Annotated in this window: 13 protein-coding genes and 2 pseudogenes; 9 read left to right on the forward strand and 6 right to left on the reverse strand. The window is 67.5% G+C overall.

Annotation, left to right across the window (positions count from 1 at the left end):
- Positions 1-24: 24 nt before the first annotated feature.
- Positions 25-1107 carry a hypothetical protein gene (locus ORV05_RS22580; RefSeq protein WP_268754020.1) on the forward strand — a complete coding sequence of 361 codons (1083 nt, stop codon included), beginning with the start codon at positions 25-27 and terminating at the stop codon, positions 1105-1107.
- A 612-nt stretch (positions 1108-1719) separates the two neighbouring features.
- Positions 1720-2932 (forward strand): annotated as a pseudogene (locus ORV05_RS22585) (IS256 family transposase).
- Between the two features lie 164 nt (positions 2933-3096).
- Here the strand turns inward: ORV05_RS22585 and ORV05_RS22590 are convergent.
- Positions 3097-3696: a TetR/AcrR family transcriptional regulator gene (locus tag ORV05_RS22590; protein ID WP_268754021.1), complete on the reverse strand. Its 600-nt coding sequence runs from the start codon at positions 3694-3696 to the stop codon at positions 3097-3099.
- A 127-nt stretch (positions 3697-3823) separates the two neighbouring features.
- Between ORV05_RS22590 and ORV05_RS22595 the strand changes: the two genes are divergently transcribed.
- Positions 3824-4684 carry an alpha/beta fold hydrolase gene (locus tag ORV05_RS22595; RefSeq protein WP_268754022.1) on the forward strand — a complete coding sequence of 287 codons (861 nt, stop codon included), beginning with the start codon at positions 3824-3826 and terminating at the stop codon, positions 4682-4684.
- 233 nt (positions 4685-4917) lie between these two features.
- The gene (locus ORV05_RS22600) at positions 4918-5160 is read left to right on the forward strand and encodes a hypothetical protein (RefSeq protein WP_268759863.1); all 243 of its coding nucleotides are present in this window, start codon (positions 4918-4920) and stop codon (positions 5158-5160) included.
- A gap of 299 nt (positions 5161-5459) precedes the next feature.
- Here the strand turns inward: ORV05_RS22600 and ORV05_RS22605 are convergent.
- Positions 5460-6279 (reverse strand): annotated as a pseudogene (locus tag ORV05_RS22605) (IS5 family transposase).
- A 223-nt stretch (positions 6280-6502) separates the two neighbouring features.
- Positions 6503-6970 carry a MarR family winged helix-turn-helix transcriptional regulator gene (locus tag ORV05_RS22610; RefSeq protein WP_268754023.1) on the reverse strand — a complete coding sequence of 156 codons (468 nt, stop codon included), beginning with the start codon at positions 6968-6970 and terminating at the stop codon, positions 6503-6505.
- Positions 6971-7087: 117 nt separating this feature from the next.
- Here ORV05_RS22610 and ORV05_RS22615 point away from each other — a divergent pair, with 117 nt between their 5' ends.
- Positions 7088-7963: a DODA-type extradiol aromatic ring-opening family dioxygenase gene (locus tag ORV05_RS22615; protein WP_268754024.1), complete on the forward strand. Its 876-nt coding sequence runs from the start codon at positions 7088-7090 to the stop codon at positions 7961-7963.
- A 74-nt stretch (positions 7964-8037) separates the two neighbouring features.
- The gene (locus ORV05_RS22620; RefSeq protein WP_268754025.1) at positions 8038-8673 is read left to right on the forward strand and encodes an FMN-dependent NADH-azoreductase; all 636 of its coding nucleotides are present in this window, start codon (positions 8038-8040) and stop codon (positions 8671-8673) included.
- Positions 8674-8776: 103 nt separating this feature from the next.
- Here the strand turns inward: ORV05_RS22620 and ORV05_RS22625 are convergent, their stop codons facing one another.
- The gene (locus tag ORV05_RS22625) at positions 8777-8923 is read right to left on the reverse strand and encodes a hypothetical protein (RefSeq protein WP_268754026.1); all 147 of its coding nucleotides are present in this window, start codon (positions 8921-8923) and stop codon (positions 8777-8779) included.
- A 264-nt stretch (positions 8924-9187) separates the two neighbouring features.
- On the reverse strand, positions 9188-10030 hold the full coding sequence (locus tag ORV05_RS22630; protein WP_268754027.1) for a TIGR03620 family F420-dependent LLM class oxidoreductase: 843 nt from the start codon (positions 10028-10030) through the stop codon (positions 9188-9190).
- A gap of 99 nt (positions 10031-10129) precedes the next feature.
- On the opposite strand from ORV05_RS22630, the gene ORV05_RS22635 reads away from it, so the two are divergent.
- Positions 10130-11008, forward strand: coding sequence for a LysR family transcriptional regulator (locus tag ORV05_RS22635; RefSeq protein ID WP_268754028.1), 879 nt, complete (start codon positions 10130-10132; stop codon positions 11006-11008).
- Positions 11009-11422: 414 nt separating this feature from the next.
- On the opposite strand, the gene ORV05_RS22640 is transcribed toward ORV05_RS22635, so the two are convergent.
- Entirely contained in the window at positions 11423-11797 is a 375-nt protein-coding gene (locus ORV05_RS22640; RefSeq protein ID WP_268754029.1) for a hypothetical protein, read from the reverse strand.
- 272 nt (positions 11798-12069) lie between these two features.
- Between ORV05_RS22640 and ORV05_RS22645 the strand changes: the two genes are divergently transcribed.
- Positions 12070-12879, forward strand: a complete 810-nt coding sequence (locus ORV05_RS22645) for a hypothetical protein (protein ID WP_268754030.1) — start codon at positions 12070-12072, stop codon at positions 12877-12879.
- 263 nt (positions 12880-13142) lie between these two features.
- Positions 13143-18329 carry an AAA domain-containing protein gene (locus tag ORV05_RS22650; protein ID WP_268754031.1) on the forward strand — a complete coding sequence of 1729 codons (5187 nt, stop codon included), beginning with the start codon at positions 13143-13145 and terminating at the stop codon, positions 18327-18329.
- The last annotated feature ends 146 nt before the right edge of the window (positions 18330-18475 follow it).

An 18475-nucleotide genomic window follows, 5' to 3' on the forward strand; every position in this document is an offset into this window, starting at 1 on the left:
AAACGCAGGCAGTACTCTGCACGAGTGCCTGATCAGCGCGAGGACGGCGCAGCGCAACGACCTTTGGGACTGGACGATGTCGCTGTCATGGTGGCCGAGCTACATGACGTGCGCGGCAACCAACAATTCTCTGTGAAGAGCCGGGAGCTGAGCGACCAGTTCGCCTACCTGGCCGGGGTACACCCGGAGTGGTTCGCCCCGTTTCAGGAAACCGTACTCACCGAGTTGGAGCTGCTCGAAGGGTTCGGCCCGAGTTTCGCCGACCAGTGCGTGCTGCTGCACGGGGCGCCCGACCGCTGCATCGACCGTCTCATGTCGGTGCCACAGGACCGCTGGAGCGACATCGGGGTCGACTGGGCGCTGGCCGCCATCGGTACACCGGCTGCCCTGGATGCGGTCGCCTGGCATGTGCGCAACGGCGGCGACCGCCACAAGTACGAGACGTGTGGCATCTGGATCCCGCCGACCGGGCCTGCGCAGTACCGGTTCACGCCGCACCGGCGGGCGGTCTTTCTACACCCGGCGGCCACCATGGCCGAAGTGTCCCAAGCGACCCACCCTGTCGGGCTGCCGGTGCACGCGGTCGCTCGGGACCCAGATCGGACTCCCATCGCGTGGCACTACCTCACGCTCCGTCTCGCCGAGGTGCCGGGCCTTCCCGACTGGCCGACGGAGCGGGTACACCTCGTCGGCCCGCGCCACGAGTGCGAGTGGTCGCTCACCGCCCGCTTCGACGAACATGGCCGGTACCACAACGAACAGGTTGTCGCTGACGCCGAAGAGTTCGGCGAGAACGATGAGGACAACCCCGACACGCTGCTTCCGGACGACGAGGGTGACCTGCTCGGCTGGGCGGAGCTGCGGCCGTACGACGCGGGCCTCGAGTACCGCAACGGCCATATCGAGCTAACGCCCGGCGTGGTGGGTACCGCAGGAGGGCCGCCGTTTGGCATCTACGCCAGCCCGACCTGCGACTCCTGCGGCCGACTGATGTTCCATGTCGTATCCGTCGAGCACCATGTGCGCGCCTACGGCGATGGCCGGCGCAGCCTGTACATATGTGAGGTTTGCCGGAGCGTGACGTGCAACGCGACCGGCTGGAACTAACACCAACCGGACATCACTTCGCGCCGCCCGCGTCCAGCGCAGCCAACACACCTCGCGGGTCCGGCGTCGAGACCACGTCGCCCAGGCCGATCCCGGCGATGTCGAGAGTCGCAGGCTAAGTGCGTGAGGACCAACGCGCGGAAATACAGCGCAGAGAATGTCTGAGTCGCTGCGTGGCAGGTGGTGTCGACAAACGATCGTTTGACGACAGGTGTCGCACACACTCAACAAACCCGGACAATCCAGGACACCAGAGCGGCGCCGAAGCGCTGGCTCTCCGGAGCCAGCGAGAATCGCAACAACGTGGACGATGGTTTCGCATTCCGGCCGCAAGAGCAGCGCTGGCTCGCGAAAGCCAGCGCTGCTCCACCATCCGCCCTGAGCGCAGCGGCAAGAGCAAGCCCCTGTCACCTCCTCAATGACGCCAGTGAGATCGATCGCAAGATCGAACCGGGACTGTCTCGGTAACGGTGTTTCCAGCCTGACGCGCCGGACGGAGGTCCGGAGGGATGGGCACTGTGAGTGATGACCTCTGATGCTGTGAGCACAGAGCGGAAGAAGATCAACAAGTCGGGACGATCGTTGTCGCCGGAGCGGGCCGCCGCCGCGGAGATGGGGGCGTTGGCCTGGGAGAAGGGTCTGGATCTGACCGGCCCGGACGGCCTGTTGAAGCTGTTCACCAAGAACGTGTTGGAAACAGCGTTGAACGAGGAAATGACCACGCATCTCGGGCACGAGAAAAACCGTGCCGAGAGCGGTCGCGAGTCGAGGAATGTGCGGAACGGGTCACGGGTGAAGACGGTGATCTCGGACGCGATCGGCGGTATCGAGATCACGGTCCCGCGGGACCGGGAGGGAACCTTCGAACCGGAGATCGTGAAGAAGCCGCAGCGACGTCTGGGCAGCGTGAATGAGGTTGCGCTGTCGCTGTATGCGAAAGGATTGACCACCGGGGAAATCTCGGCACATTTCTCCGATATCTACGGCGCGTCGATCTCGAAGGACACGATCTCCCGGATCACCGATGCGGTGATCGGGGAGATGGAGGAATGGCGTAACCGTCCCCTGGACGCGGTGTATGCCGCGGTGTTCGTGGACACGATCGTGGTGAAGGTGCGTGACGGGCAGGTCGCCAACCAGCCCGTCTACGCGGCCATCGGTGTCACGCTGGACGGGCGCAAGGACGTCCTGGGCCTGTGGGCGGGCACCGGTGGCGAGGGCGCCAAGTTCTGACTCTCGGTCCTGATGGACCTGAAGAACCGTGGCGTGAACGACGTGTTCTTCCTCGTCTGCGACGGCCTGAAGGGGTTGCCGGACTCGGTAACGGCGGTGTGGCCGCAAAACCATTGTCCAGACCTGCATCATCCACTTGATCCGCAACACGTTCCGGCTCGTTCCCCGGCAACATTGGGATGCGATCAAGAAAGACATCAAATCGATCTACACGGCGCCCAATCAGGATGCGGCGCTCGCCGCTCTCGATGATCTGGAGGAAAAATGGGGCAAGAAATGCCGGGCGGTGATCCGGCTGTGGCGCAACGCGTGGGAGGAGTTCATTCCGTTCCTTTCCTACGATGCGGAGATCCGGAAAGTGTTGTGTTCGACCAACGCGATCGAATCCTTGAACGCGCGCTACCGGCGGGCGGTCCGCGCGCGAGGGCATTTCCCCACCGGGCAGGCCGCGATGAAGTGCCTGTACCTTGTGACCCGCAGCCTGGACCCGACCGGGGCCGGGCGCGCCCGATGGGCGATGCGCACGAAACCCGTGCTGAACGCGCTCGCCGTCACCTTCGGTGACCGCTGGCCGGCCGCCGAAACCTACTGATCAACAACGCTGGAAACACCGTTGCTGAGACGGACCCGGGCGCCGGGCGGCCAATCACTCAAGGCCATGCCCGGCACCCCTGGGTGCGAACACCTACCGAGCACGGTAAGGATGACCTCTGACGCTGTGAGCGCGGGCGTGCGCTGACTGAGGGTTGCTCGCCATCAGTGCCCCGCCGGTTGCGTGCCGGTGATCAGCGCGGTCAACCCGATCAGGCCGTCGGTGATGTCGTGCTCGTCGGGCGCCTGCTCGGGATCAAGGGCCCACTGCATCAGCAGGCCCGTCATCAGGCCCATCTGGATGGCGCCGACCGTCTGCGCGGCAGTGCCGCCGAGGGCGTCCTCGGGGATGCCGAGCAGGTTCGCGGCCAGCCCACTGCGGCCTTCACGCAGCCCCTTGGCCATCAGCTCGCGGATGGCAGGGTTGCGTTCGGCCTGTACGGCCGCCTCGATCGAGGTCAGCCACAACCGGCGGTTGTTGGTGTGCGCGAGGATCACCTGCCGCCAGAACGCCTCGTACCGTTCGCGCGGTGATGCGTCGGTGGTCAGCGCGGCCATCACGGCCTGGCCGATCTCGGCGCCCCATTGCTCCATGGCCTGCATCAACGCTTCGGTGAGCAGCGCCTCCCGCGAGCCGAAGTGGTAGCCGATGGCGGCGTGGTTGACGCCGGCAGCCGCGGCGATGTCGCGGACGGTGCTGCCGGCCCAGCCCTTGTCCTTGAGGCACTGCAGTGCGCCAGCGAGGAGATCTTCGCGGTTTCCCATGGCGACGATGTTATCCGGCCGGTCTAGCCGATCGGTTTATCCATCTGGATTGACCATTTGGATAAAACCTTGCTACGGTCTCCTCATCAACCCCGAGCCCACGGCTCGACAACCCGAGGAGCCCGCCATGACCAAGACCATCACCCCCGAGACCATCAGCGTCCCGCGCCTGGTCACCTCCGTCGACGGCACCCAGATCAGCTACCAGACCATCGGCAGCGGCCCCGGCGTCATCGTGATCGGCGGCGGTTTCCGCCAGGCGCAGGACTATTTGCCGCTGGCCCGCGCCCTGGCCACCTCCTGCACGGTGCACGTCATGGACCGCCGTGGGCGCGGCGCCAGCGGCGCGCAGGGCGCGGACTACGACTTCGCCAAGGAGGTTGAAGACCTGCTCGCCGTCCAGGCCGCCACCGGCGCCCGCTGGGCGTTCGGCCACAGCTACGGCGGCCGCGTGGCGCTGGAGGCCGCCCGGGTGTCCACCGTGTTCGAGCGGATCGCGCTCTACGAGCCTGCCATGGCCACCGAACCCGAACTCACCGACTGGATTCCCGCCTACCGCGATCGGCTGGCCGTCGGCGACGCGTACGGCGCATTCGCCTGCTTCATCAAGGGCGGGGGTGTCGCGCCCCGCGCGATCACCACACTGCCGGTCTGGTACCTGCGCCTGGTGCTGCGGTTCGCCTTCACCGGGGACAGCCGCGCGTGCGCCCCACAGTTGATCGCGGCCCACCTGGCCGAAGCCGAGACCGCCGCCGCCGACCCCGGTCGCCCCGCGGCGTTCGCTGACGTCACCGTCCCGACACTGCTGCTGCGCGGTGCCCGCAGCGCACCAGGGACCACCGTCCCGACCGAGGCACTGTGCGGCGTCCTAACCAACGCCACCTTGGAAACCCTCGACAAGCTCCAGCACTTCGGCCCCGAGGGCAAGACCGCGCCCATCGTCGCCGAACGCGTGATCGCCTTCCTGCTCGCCGACCAAACCAGGTAGGCCTGAAACTCCCGAAGTTGACCCGAGTCGCAAAGTAGGTTGTCAGCTTCCCCCGCACGGCAAGACCTGCGAATTGCTGCACAACCACTGGCCGTGCCCAGAACCTGTGGAAAATGGGAGCTGTGAGTGCGAGTGTTGTCGACCCGCTCGCGGGGATGCGACGCCAGACCGGGCGGGGGGCGGCCCTGATGGATGTCGACGTGATCATCGTGAGCGCCGGCCCGACCGGCTTGATGCTGGCTGGCAAGCTGCGCCTGGCCGGAGTGCGGCTGCTCGTGCTGGAGCGGCAGCCGCGCCTGCGAGAGACCCCGAAGACCAGCGGTTTCTCCGGGCAGATCCTGGAACTGCACTCGGCGCCGAGATCCGCCGCGGACACGAGGTGGCCGGGGTCAGTGATGACGAGCCGGGGTGGCCGTGGATGTGCGCGGCCCAGGTGGGCCGTATCAGGTGACCGCTTGATACGTCGTCGGGTGTGACGGCGGGCGCAGCCGCGACAGCGCCGGCATCCCGTTCCCCGGCACCAACTAGCCGGAGGTCATCCGGCTCGGCCGAGTCACCGCGTCCGACTCGGTAACCGTGCTCGACAACGGCGCCTCGACGTGACCGGGCCGGGCAGGACTCGGGCGGGCACTACCCGGACCGATCGCGGTGTGTTCGCGTTCGGGCGACTCGCCTCCGGGTGCCTGCATGCTCCATGGCGATCAACGACTGGTGGGCTGGCGACGATGCCGAGCGGTTCTGGATGGGGATCACCGACCGCGACGATTTAGAACTCCTAACACAATGAGTGGATCTTGTGTCGGCGCCAGCAGATGAGGCTGCATCCGAGGGTGAGGAAGGCTTCGTGGATGTCGCCGCGAATCTCCCATCGGATGCGGAGGCGTCGGAACCAGTGCAGCAGTGCGAAGCACTGCTCGGCCACCCACCGGTAGACGCCCAGTCCGGAACCGTGCCGGGTTCCCCAGCGGGCGATCACCGGCTGGATTCCCTTGGCGTGGAGCAGCTTGCGGTACTTGTCGTGGTCGTAGGCGCGGTCGGCGAACACCACGTCGGGCCGCCGTCGTGGGCGGCCGCGTTTGCCGCGGACGGGTGGGATGGCCTCGATCAGCGGCATCAGCTGGGTGACGTCATGCCGGTTACCGCCGGTCAGCCTCACCGCCAGCGGGATACCACCGCCGTCGGTGATCACATGATGCTTGGACCCGGTACGGCCGCCCTCGACCGGGCTCGGACCGCTTTTGGGCCACCCTTCGCCGCCCGCACAGGCGACCCGTCCACCGCCGCACGCGACCAATCGATCAACCCCGACGCGTTGAGCCTGGCCAACAGCACCTCGTGCAGCCGCTGCCACACCCCGGCTTCCTGCCAATCCCGCAGCCGACGCCAGCAGGTCATCCCCGAGCCGTAGCCCATCTCCTGCGGCAGAACTCCCACGGAATACCCGTGTACAGCACGAACAAGATGCCGCACAACGCCTTCCGATCGTCCAGGCGCTTACGCCCGGGATGCCGCAACCGCCGCTCAACCCTGGGCAACAACGGCTCGACCAACCCCCACAACCCGTCCTCAACGTCCCACGGCCGACGCCGGGCCACCACAACCTCCTGCCAGAAGATCAACAGCCACACCACCAAGATCATTCTATTAGGACCTCTTACACCAGTCGCGCCGCAATTCGCCGCAGGGCGGATGTGGCCAGGCTTGCGGAGGAACTGATCGGTCTGCGCAGCGCGGTATCCACCACTGCCTGGACCCACTGGCCCGCGGCCACCATCCCGTCGAGGCTGCGAGCGCTCAGGGGCGATTCCGCCGCTCGCGTCACCCGCCCTCGATGGCACGGGTGACGCGTCGGCTGATCTCACCCAACTGCCGCTGCTGCGCTTTGGTCAGCGCGCCGAACACCAGTCGCTGGACCTCGTCGACGTGCCCGGGAGCGGTGGCGACGACTTTGTCCCACCCGGCCTCGGTCAGCTCCGCCAGTGTGTAGCGACCGTCCGCGGGATCGGGCGTCCGGCGTACCCAGCCCTGTTTCTCGAGCTTGGCGACCACCTGCGACAGGCGTGGCAGTGAGGCCTCGGCCTGCGTGGCCAGCTCCCCCATCCGCATCATCCGTCCCGGCGTCATCGACAGCGTCGACAGCACCAGATAGTCGAAGTGGCTGATGCCCGCGTCCCGGCGCATCTGGGTGTCGAGCGCGCTGGGCAGGCGGAGGATCAGGCCGACGAGCGCCCGCCAGGTGTGCTGCTGCTCGTCGTTCAGCCAGCGCGGGTCCTGAGCACCTTCCACGACCCGAGCCTAGCTTCACGCCTGAAGTGAGCCCACCCCGCGCGCACTTGAAGGTTGAACTGACCAGCCCTAGGCTGTCACTTAAACCTTGAAGTAACTCCCGATCCGAGGCCCATCATGACCAAGTCCAGTGACGACCTCCTGTCTCCCGTGCAGCCCGCCCACGCCTACGAACAACTGCTCGCACGGGTGCCACCCCAGGCCCGCGCCCAGCGGAGGTGGGAACCGGTGGACGGACCACTGCCCGCCCTCTTCGTCAGCCACGGCTCCCCCATGACGCTCGACGACCCGCGCTGGCTCGACGACCTGTTCACCTGGGGACAGTCCATGCCGAAGCCCAAGGCCATCGTCGTGGTGTCCGCGCACTGGGAAGACGCGCCGATCGCGCTTTCCGCGTCGGCGGCCGGCACGCCGCTGTTCTACGACTTCAGCGGCTTCCACCCGCGCTACTACACCCTCGAGTACGCCACGCCCGACGCCACCGAGTTGGCCCACCGCGTGGCGGGCACGCTGAGCCGCACCGAACCTGTCCACCAGTTCGTCAACCGCGGCCTCGACCACGGCGCCTTCATTCCCCTGATGGCGATGTACCCGGCCGCCGACGTACCCGTCATCCAACTGTCCATGCCGAGCCTCGCCCCCGATGCCCTGCTCGCACTCGGCCGGCGACTGCGCCCGCTACGCGAAGAAGGCATCCTCGTCATCGGCTCCGGCTTCATGACCCACAGCTTCGCCGCCCTGCGGAACCCCGCCCTCGCCGGGCACACCAGAGCCTTCGACGAATGGGCGATCGACGCACTGCACCGCGGCGACGTCGACACCCTCACCGACTACCGCACGAAGGCACCCGGCGTGCAGATCGCCCACCCCACCGCCGACCACTACGTGCCACTGTTGCTCACCGTCGGCGCCGCCACGGACCTCACCAGCACCACCTCCGCCATCAACCGCATCCACCTCGGCAACTCGCTCCGGTCGGTCCGGATCGACTGAGCCATCCCCTTACATTTAAAGCTTTAAGTCAACTTGCTATGATCAGTTAAAGCTTTAAGCCAGAGAGGATGACCATGACTCTGTTCCGCCTGGACGCCAGCATCAGCCCGGAGGGCTCGGCAACCCGGGAGATCAGCGACGTCGTCGAACAGGAGTGGCTCGCGGCCCGCCCCGGCGACACGATCACAAGACGCGACATCGGTTTCGATGTCCTCCCCGCCGACGCGTGGGGCACCGCCGTCAGCGCCCGCGACCTCGCTCATGCCGACCAGTCCCCGCGACAGCAGGAGGCCGTCGCGCTGGCCGCGACGCTGGTCGACGAACTGCTCGCCGCGGACGCGTTCCTGTTCGCGGTGCCGCTGTACAACTACGGCGTTTCCCAGCATTTCAAGACCTACTGTGACCTGGTGTGGACCGACCCGCGCGCGCACGGCCGGCGGTTCCTCGATGGCAAGAAGGCAGTGCTGGCCACGGCCCGTGGCGGGGCGTACGGCCCCGGCACGCCGCGCGACGGCTGGGACCACGCGACGCCGTTCCTGCGCCGCATTCTCGAAGACGTGTGGGGCGTGGAACTGACCGTGATCGCGCGCGAGTTCACGCTCGTGGGCGTGCTACCGCAATTCGACGACTTCAAGGACATGGCTTCGGCGATGCATGCCGAGGCGCTCGCGGCGGCCCGGGACGCGGGCAAGGAGCTCGGAGCACAGTAGGACATGTTCCCTCGCCGGATGGCCCGTTGACGCTTGATCGCGTCGGCGGGCCGCCGAGCGTGCGACAGGTTGCCCCGGTGCGGCTTGCTGTGGCGTCGAGAGGTCAGACGCGGAGCAGGTCGGCCGAGACGGCCCAGAGGCGCTTGGCGGGGTACATCGGGCGCACCATTCGGCCGGCGATGGAAAGCGCTTGATCGAGCACAAGACCGAAGACGACCACGACGGCAAGGAAGCCGAGTGCGGGCCGCACAAATGCAACCTCATCGGTGCGGCAGATTCACTCGATCCTCAACGGGGTTCTCAGCGCGGCCGCACGGTGGGAGTGGAGCAGTTCCAACCCCGCGAAAGTCGCCCAACGGCCGGCGCGGTGGTACAGGTCCGGAGCTGGACCAGCCCGGCCAGCGTCGTCCGTCACGGTGCCGAAACTGGAACCGTCCCGAGGATGGCCGCGCTGGAAGACTCAGCGAGTCGCCCCTGAGACGACGAACCGGTAGCTGCCCGAACCGACCATGTGCTATGCCCGCAGCGTCTCCGGTTCGCGCACTGCTGCGGCGATCGCGCGCAGAACACCGATCGGGTCTTCACCCACCGCGTGCAGGCCGACGTGGTTCGCTCCCGCCGCGATCTCCGCGCGGATGCCTGTCGCGATGGCCGTCGCGTCGCCATGGAGCACGAGCGCGTCGATCAACCGGTCGCTGAACGGGTCGGTGAGGTCGCGGTCGGTGTAGCCGATCCGCCGGAGATTGCCGGCATAGTTGGCGATACCGAGGATGGGGCGCAGCCCGGCCCGGCCGGTCTCCCGGGCCCGGTCGACGTCAGTGTCCAGCAGCACGCCGTGGCCGGGCGCCACCAGCTTGTCCGGTCCCAAGGCTTCCCGGGCGCGGCGAGTGTGTTCGGGCGTCACCTGGAGCGTGAGTGTGCCCGCGGCGCGCTCGGCTGCCAGCCGGAGCATCTTGGGGCCGAGTGCGGCCAGTAGCACGCTCTCGGCGGGGACGCCGGCCGCGGTCAGGGTGTCCAGGTAGCTCGCGATCTTCGCCACCGGCGACGTGTACCCGGTGTTGATTTCCCGGTGGCCGGCGCCGATGCCGATGAGCAGCCGTTCGGCGTGCTTGTTCGCGATCCGGTGGTAGGAGTCCGCGACGGTACCCGCGTCGGCCTCCCACACGTTGAGCACACTGGTGCCCACCACGATCCGGTTCGTGGCGTCGAGCAGCCGCTCTGCCGCGAGGAGATCGGCGGTCGGCGACGCCGCCAGCCAGATCGCGCTGTAGCCGGCTTCCTCCAGTGCGACGGCGTCCGTCGCGGTCGCGTCGGCGGCGGTCAGGTAGGCGCCGAGCGGCCCGAGTTCGATGGTCATGATCACGACTACAGCACCGGCCGGCCACGCGAACCAGCGCCAAGCCGTATGTGCTGCGATAAGCTGATCTTATCGTTGGTCCAGTCCCAGGTAGGAACCATGGAGTTACGGGCGCTGCGCTATTTCGTCGCCGTCGCCGACGAGCTGCACTTCGGCCGGGCCGCCGAGCGGCTGCACATCGCCCAGCCCGCGGTCAGCCAGCAGATCGCCCGGCTGGAGCGGGAACTCGGGGTCCGGCTCCTCGACCGGTCGCCCCGGCGGGTCCGGCTGACCGCGGCCGGGCGGCGGGTGCTCGATGCGGCGCGCAGCACGCTCGCCGCGGCCAACCAGGTGCAGATAGCGGCGAAGCAAATCCCGACGGTTGTGCGCATCGGCACTGCCGCCGGCATGACCGCTCGTCTGGAACGCGGTATCGACGCTCTGCGCGAGGGGGCGCCGGAGTTCGACGTGGTGCTGGTCGATCTGCCGGTCGAGGCCCGGCTCAACGCTCTCCGGCAGGGTGACCTCGACCTGGCGCTGACCCGTGGGGTGGGCTCCGTACCAGGGTTGACGGTGTTGCCGGCTTGGCAGGAGAACTTGCTGGCGGTGGTGTCAAAGCATCATCCGGCCGCCGACGGGAGTGCCGTCAGCCTGGCCGAACTGGCCGGCGACACGCTGCGCTTGCCCGCGCGGGAGCACGACCCTCCGTTGCACGACGCCATGGGCCTGGCGCTGCGCGAAACCGGGCTGTGTCCGCGGACAGGCAGGCCGACCGGCACGCTCCAGGACACGATCGTCGAAGTCGGCTCGGATTCGCGGAGCTGGACGGTGCTGCCCGCCGATCAGGTCGCCGAGATCCACTCCACCCGCGTTCGGGCGATCCCGCTCGAACCGGCGATCACGATCGCCGGTAGCGTCGTCATCGCGGAAGACGCGGGTAGCGCAGCCGAGTGTGCGGTAACGGCCTTCCGCGACGAGGGGATCCGACACCGTCCATAAGAGACGAGGTCAACGTCGGCGCGCGCCCGTCACGCACGCACTCACCCGGGAATCGCAGATCCCGCGCAACGCTCTCACCCGGAGCGACACCGTTCTGAAGAACGAGTTCACCGAACTGGTCGAGGTACGTGGCGCGACCCGGGACGTCGATGTCCGGCTCCACGTTGAGATCACGCACGCTCAGATCAGGACCAAGCTCCCCGCCCAGGCCCCTTAAGAGCTCAACCGGCACTTCGGTCCCACTCGGGTAAGCGATCGACGCAGGGCAATGCAGTGCCGAAACGCGCCCGGCTATGTCGGGCGCATCGTGCGCAAAGCCGACGGCGTACCACGGCCGCAGGAAGCGAAGGCGAGTTCTCGCTCCACAGTCACAGCCCTCACCAGCCAGTACGGCCGATATCACTCACGGTGTGGCTATCGCAGCACGCGCGCCAACCCGGACCGCAGCACAACAGCGATGAACACCAGTAAGAGCGTGAAGATCAACGCGGAAAGATCGATCGGGGTCCCCGCGGAGAGCTGGATGAGGATCTCGCTGACGACTGCGATCCCGGCCAGAACGAACGCGGTGGTGCGGGTGTGCCGTGCTGATCGACAATCAGGAAACCGCGCGAGCGCCCACCGGGTTCGCAACAACAGCGCTGCCAGAGTCATCAGTACGCCCGCGCAGAACCACGTCTGGAACACGAATGGAGTCAGGATGACCGGGTCCCGACTGTCGACCAGCATTTCGGCCAATCGGGGACCAAAGAGAATGAACGCCACGATGGCCAGATTCAGTACGGCCATGATCAGGCAATACGACCGGACCTGCGCGATTTGCCGTTGCCGTGGATCCCTGTCGATCCGCCGGGAACTACTTGGCTGTCCAGCCACCCGGGGCCATCCTTTCAGCCACCACAGTCGGCCAGCTCCCGTCGGCGAATGATCCATCCATTGTGCACAGCTGATCCAGCTTTGCCCGCTTCTCCTGGAGTGCGTTGTCCAGGACGGTGCTGAAGGTTGCCACCGCGCCAAGGTAGGCGACACAGGCGGCACCCAACGCGATCAGTGCAGGAGGTGTGGCCACTCCGGTGCACACGCCGGCGATGCAAGCCCCCACCGCCGCGAGCACCGAGCAGGCCGTCAACCAGTACAACCAACTGGCGGAGCAGAACCGGCAGATCTACGACCAGTATCACCAGACGAGCAGCACGGTCCAACAAGGCATCAAGATTGACTACGGTCAGTTGCCCGACGCGCAGGATGCGCAGGTCAGCGGCAACACCAGCAATACTGATTACAGCAGCAGTCCTCGACAGTCGGTGACGGATAGCGGTGGTGGTCCGAGCCACTACCGGGCACCAGCAGCGAGTGCCTACTCGCCACCAGCCGCGGCCCCGCACACGACCGTCGGTTCGGTTATGCCGAGCTACCCGACGTCATCAGCGCCCTCCTACAACAACTCGACCAGCACCTCCGGCTACATCCCACCGAGTAGCAGCAATGCCAGCAATCAGTCGAACTCGTTCAGTCCCACTAGCGGTTTCGGTCCTACTGGTGGTTTCGGCCCCATGGGCGGCGGCGCGGCAGCCGGGAGTGGCTACGGCGCGGGCGGTGGCGTCGGGGCCGGTGGTTCGCTGCAGCCCGGCAACCAAGTCGGTGCCGGCGCCGGTGAAAGCATGTACGGGGCGAGGCCTGGTGCCGCCGGTACCGCAGCTGGGGCGGCGGGTGCCTCGGGACGTCCGGGCATGCCCGGCGGCATGGGCGGGGCGCACGGCAAAGGCGAGGGCGGTGACGAGGAGCACGAAACCAAGTACCTCCTCGACGAGGATGGCGACGAAATCTTCGGAACCGACGAGAAGACCGCGCCGCCGGTGATCGGACTGTAGGTCGACGTCGTGCCGAAGCTCCAGCAGGTACAGTCCGCCTGCCACTGCCTTCAGCAGGTCGCACTCATTGATACGGCGGCGGTGCCGACGAAGGTGAAGGTCGCCGCCCCGGCCTGATAGGGCTCGGCAGCCGGCAGGAGCCGCGACACGAACTCGAGCGCGTGCGCGCCTTACCCCGCCGGTGACACTTCGTCGCCCTGAGGCACAACGAGAGGTACTCCGCATCCTGGACGGCCGCGGAGCGGGTCGCTCTTCCTCACAACTTGGTAACCCTCGGTAATACTCCGGCCGCGCCGATCGACGTACCGCTTGATCACCATCGGACACGTGCAGGGAACAAGTTAGGTCGCATGAACAACCCGGTCGTCGAACAGGCCCGTAACCTGTTCGAGTTCCTGTTGCGAGCCCAAGAACTGAAGGCCGCGGTTCATCGCGTCGCCGATGTCGACGCGTACAAGCGAGACGGGTTGGTGCTCTGGCTCTCCGATCTGCCGGAACACCCCGCCGTGGCACTCGCCCCGGAGGCAGGGGCGGCGCCGGACGACCCGTTACTGACGATCGGCCGCATACCCCGCCTGGACCCACCCGCGCCGGGAGCGGAACTCAGCACGTGGCTCACCGGTCCCTTCGATGATCCGTCACGGCCACCGACCCTGCGCGAAGCGATCACGACCGACGCGGACGGCTCGCCAACTGAGGGCGGCGGGCTCTCGCTCGCGGAACACCCACAGATCCGGGACGCCTACGAGACCTGGGCAGGCGAGTGGCGTGCGTGGGCGGGCCAGGAGCTGCGCGACCGCCAGGCCCGGGCCGTCTACAACGAGCTGTTCAGCGCGTTCTTGAAGGCCAAGGACAGTCCCGAAGACCTGGAGCTGGTGGCCGGGACGGGACTGCTGGCGTGGTCCCCGCAGGACCATCCGGTCGTGCGCAGGCACCTGTTCTCCAGTCCCCTGACCATACACTTCGACGACGAGACGGCACAGTTGTCGATCGTTCCCGCCGAATCACCGGAGCCGTTCAGGGTCGAGTTGGACATGCTCGACCCCGGCCTGCTCAAGGCGAACGAGCACATCAACGAAATCCGGGCCAGCCTCCGGGAACTGCAGGCTCATCCGCTCGACGCGAGCGAGCTGAACCCCCTGGCCCGCCGGCTGGTGCATGCCCTGGACGGGGACGGGGTCTACCACGACGACACCGACGAGCTTCCCGATCCGGGGACCGGAGCGCGAGGTGCGTTCGCCCCGGCGGTGATCCTGCGCAAACGCTCGCAACGGGGACTGGTCGAGATTTTCCGCACGATCGTCGCGCAGCTCGCCGAGGCGGAGGCCGTGCCGGACGGCGTGATCCCGCTCATCGACGCCGACCACCTGCCGAAGGCGGAAACGGCGACCGAGGCCGGCGCGCTGGTCCAGGTCGACGGGACGGCGTTCCTGCCGATGCCGGTCAACGACAAGCAGCGGCAGATCATCGAAGCTGTCGACACGAAGGCCCAGGTGCTCGTCCAGGGCCCACCCGGCACCGGCAAGACCTACACGGCCGCGGCGCTGATTTCCCACCTGCTCGCGCAGGGCAAGCGCGTGCTCGTCACCGCGCAGACGGACCGTGCGCTGCGGGAGGTGCGGGACAAGCTGCCCGCCGCGATCCAGCCGCTGTCGGTGGCCGTCGTGGGAACGTCACGCGAGGACATGGCCGACCTGAAGACCGCCGTACAGACCATCTCGACGGCGGCACACGAGCACGACTCCGACGAGAACGCTCGCGTCATCGAAGGCTGCCTTGGCGAGATCGACCGGCTCCGGCGCGAGCGAGCCGAGCTGTACCACGAGATCGTGGCCGTGCGTGAGCGCGAGGTGCGCCAGGAAGAACATGCCGGATACCGCGGAACGCTTGCCGCGATCGCCCAGCAGGTGCGGACGGAAGCGGACCGGTACGGGTGGCTAGCGGACCACACGGCTGTCGGCGGTGACGATCTGCCGCCGCTGCGGACCGCCGAGATCATCGAGTGGCGCGGTTACCTGCTCGACGACGCGCTGGCCGCGGACGAGTCCGAGGCGCGAATGCGTTTGCCCGAGCCTGCCATGGTGCCGGACCCAGACGTTTTCGCGGATCTGGTCGCGGCGGAGCGCAGCGCGGCGGCGGACGGAACGCGGTACGAATCGCTGAAGGAGCATTCCGCGTTCGACGCCGTGCTCCGGCTGCCCGCCGCGCAACGCCAGGACCTGCAACGGCGGCTCCACGAACTCGCGGACGAGGCCGACACACTCGCGAGCAGGCGCGAGGACTGGATGGACACGGCGTTGCGCGATGTCCGCTCCGGGCGGGCCGCCGGCTGGCAGGCCCGGGGCGACCAGATCGGGACGTTGATCGAGCAGTGCGCCGGTCCCGTCGACCGGCTCGGGCTGTTGACGCAGGTCGAGATGCCCGAGGCCGACAGTGCCCGCCTGGCGGCGCTCGCGCGCGAAGTCCACCGTCACCTGGACAAAGGCGGCAAGATCAAGACTGCCGCCGACGGCACGCCGAAACTCGGCACTTTCGCCCCGAAAGTGCTCAAGCAGGCACAGCCGCTTTTCGACGCGGTGCGCGTGGACGGCCTGCCGCCGACGAACCCGGCGCAACTCGACGCGGTCACCACCTGGGTGGAGGCCGTCAGGGTGCTGACGGCACTGGACCGCGCGTGGCCGGAGGACGTGCACATCCCCGCCGAAGACACCTTGCAGGAGCGCCTGCAGTGGCACCGCACCGAACTGGAACAACTGAACCGCGTCCTCCGGCTCGCCACCGAACTGGAGGCCGAGGAAGAGCGTTTGGCGCAGCTGCGCCTTCCTGCGCCCGACTGGAACGATCTGCAGGCGGTCCGCACGTACGCCACGCTCGTCGACGCCGCGACGGCCGAGGAAGCACACAGCGCGGCAAGCGAACCGCTGAGCCAACTGCAGAACATGCTCGCCGAGGCCGCGCGCTGGGCCCACGCCGCACCCTGCGTGGAACGTCTGCGCGCCGCGGTCGAACAGCGCGACCACGACGAGTACGGCGCGGCACACGGCAGATTCTCACGGTTGTGCCAGGTGCGCGAACTGTGCCAGCGCCGCGACGGTCTCGGAAAGCGCCTGGCGGGTGCGGCACCGGAGCTGTTCCGGGCCATCGCGTCGGCCCCGGCGGAGGGTGCATGGGCCGATCGTCTCGGATGGTTCGCCGAGGCGTGGACCTGGGCGGCGACGCGTGCGTGGGTCCAGGCTCAGGAAGCCAAGGACGTCAACGTCTTGCAGGCGCGGATCACCCGTATCGAAGACCGGATTCACCAGCAGGTGGAACTGCTGGCGTCGCGCCGCGCCTGGGACCACGCGGCCTCACCCGAGCGCATCGGCGGCTCGGCACGTGCCGACCTGACTCAGTACGCGCAACTGGTGCAGCGGGGCGGCAAGCTCACAGGCAAGTACGCGGCGCAGCAGAAGGCGGCGATCCGCGCCGCCATGGACCGCTGCCGCCCTTCGGTGCCGGTGTGGATCATGCCGCTGTACCGGATCGCGGAGCAGCTGCGGATCCGGCCGGGCATGTTCGATGTCGTGATCGTCGACGAAGCCTCACAGGCTGGGCTGGAAGCCACCTTCCTGCAGTACCTCGCGCCGAAGATCGTGGTAATCGGCGACGACAAGCAGGTTTCACCCACCGCGGTGGGTGTCGATCAGCAGCAGTTACGCGACCTCGCGGGCCAGTACATCCCGAACGACCGGTACCGCGAGTCGTGGCAGGACCCGACGCGCAGCCTGTTCGACGAGGCGAAAATGCGCTACGGCGGACTGATCACGCTGACCGAACACCGCCGCTGCGTTCCGGAGATCATCGGGTTTTCGAACCGGATCGCCTATGAGCCGGAAGGTATCCGGCTCATTCCCGTCCGGCAGTACGGTGCGGACCGGCTGGACCCCGTCAAGGCGGTGTATCTGCCGGACGGTTACCAGCGCGGCGGTGCCAGCAAAATCAACCCGGTCGAGGCGGAGGCCATCGTCGACCAGATCGAGGAGTGCCTCGCCGATCCGGCCTACTCCGGCCGCACCTTTGGCGTGATCTCCCTGCTCGGACAGACTCAGGCCAAGTACATCGAGAACCTGCTGTTGGAGCGCATCGGCAAGCGGGAGTGGACCGAGCGGGACCTGCGCTGCGGCGACGCCCCCGATTTCCAGGGCTCCGAACGCGACGTCATGTTCCTGTCCATGGTCGCCGCACCGGAACCCGGCCAGCGCCTGGCCTCGCTCACCCGGGACCTGTTCGTGCAGCGGTACAACGTGGCCGTCTCCCGCGCCAAGGACCAGGTGTGGGTGTTCCACTCGATCGACCGGCAGACGCTGCACAACCCGGAAGACATGCGCTTCCAGTTGCTGGACTACTGCTACGGCGTCATCAACCGCGGCCGCTCGGAAGAGGAGGGAGCGACCGGCGAGCTGGTGCCGGAGGACGAGCGCGTGTCACCGTTCGACTCCCTGTTCGAGCAGCGGGTGTACAACCGCATCATCGACCGCGGCTACACGGTGATCCCGCAGCACGCGGCGGCCGGTTACCTGATCGACTTGGTGGTGATCGGCGGGCACGCGCGCCTGGCCGTCGAGTGCGACGGCGACCACTGGCACGGCCCGGACAAGTACGACGAAGACCTCGCGCGTCAGCGGGACCTCGAACGATGCGGCTGGCGGTTCTTCCGGATCCGCGAGTCGGCCTTCTACGTCGATCCTGCCGCCGCCCTCGCCGGGCTGTGGGCCGCCTTGCGGGACCTGGACATTCATCCGGCCGGCGGGCTAACGGAACCAGCGGTGACGGCCTTGTCCGAACCTGTGTCGGCAACACCCCAAGCGGCTGGCCCGGAATTCGCCTCGGGCTCGCCGGCCGAGCAACCGGAGATACCGGAACCAACCGCAGCAGCACCGCACCCCGCCGCAGGCCGCACTCTGGAGAAGTACCAGGAGTTCACCGGATCAGTGACGCCGGTAGCTGAAGCGACACGTGAGCAACTGATCACGGGGCTCCGCGCCATCGTCGAGATGGAAGGCCCGATACTCGGCGACCGGCTCCACGCGGTGTACGTACGGGCCTCCGGGGGCCATCGGGTCGGGAAACAGATTGCCAGCACGCTCAACTCGGCGATCAGCGCGGCAGTCCGGGCGGGTGTGCTGGTTCGCGACAACCCGCTCAGCCAGGCGGGTGTAAAGCCACAGACCTACCGGTTGCCGGAGCGACCGGAGGTGCGTATCCGTGAACGTGGCCCGCGCTCGTTGGACCATGTGCCGCCCTCCGAGCTGGCGGCCTTGATGGCGATGGTCGCCGACGATCGTCCAGGGGACAGCGATGAGGAGATTGTTCGCCACACAGCACAGTTGCTCGGCGTCGGCCGGTTGACCCAGCAGGCACGCGAGTTGCTCGAGCGTGCCCGGAGCCTCGTAGCCGAGTCCTGGCATTGACCTTGGGTGCGAGTTTGGGTGCGAACTGAGGTCGAACATTGCCCCGTTCGCACCCAACGGAGATCTGCAGCCGCCCATCGTCCCTGGTAGTCGCTCTGCTCCTCTTCGGCCGGAGCCCTCATAATCCCTTGGCCGCGGGTTCGAGC

The sequence above is a fragment of the Amycolatopsis cynarae genome, assembly GCF_026802195.1.
Lineage (GTDB): Bacteria > Actinomycetota > Actinomycetes > Mycobacteriales > Pseudonocardiaceae > Amycolatopsis_E > Amycolatopsis_E rhizosphaerae.

Excerpts from the sequence above, each read along its gene's own strand:
- ORV05_RS22635 (WP_268754028.1), top strand. The coding sequence starts at position 10,130 with ATGGAGTTACGGGCGCTGCGCTATTTCGTCGCCGTCGCCGACGAGCTG.
- ORV05_RS22590 (WP_268754021.1), bottom strand. The coding sequence starts at position 3,696 with ATGGGAAACCGCGAAGATCTCCTCGCTGGCGCACTGCAGTGCCTCAAG.
- ORV05_RS22640 (WP_268754029.1), bottom strand. The coding sequence starts at position 11,797 with ATGGCCGTACTGAATCTGGCCATCGTGGCGTTCATTCTCTTTGGTCCC.
- ORV05_RS22620 (WP_268754025.1), top strand. The coding sequence starts at position 8,038 with ATGACTCTGTTCCGCCTGGACGCCAGCATCAGCCCGGAGGGCTCGGCA.
- ORV05_RS22595 (WP_268754022.1), top strand. The coding sequence starts at position 3,824 with ATGACCAAGACCATCACCCCCGAGACCATCAGCGTCCCGCGCCTGGTC.
- ORV05_RS22600 (WP_268759863.1), top strand. The coding sequence starts at position 4,918 with ATGCTGGCTGGCAAGCTGCGCCTGGCCGGAGTGCGGCTGCTCGTGCTG.
- ORV05_RS22630 (WP_268754027.1), bottom strand. The coding sequence starts at position 10,030 with ATGACCATCGAACTCGGGCCGCTCGGCGCCTACCTGACCGCCGCCGAC.
- ORV05_RS22615 (WP_268754024.1), top strand. The coding sequence starts at position 7,088 with ATGACCAAGTCCAGTGACGACCTCCTGTCTCCCGTGCAGCCCGCCCAC.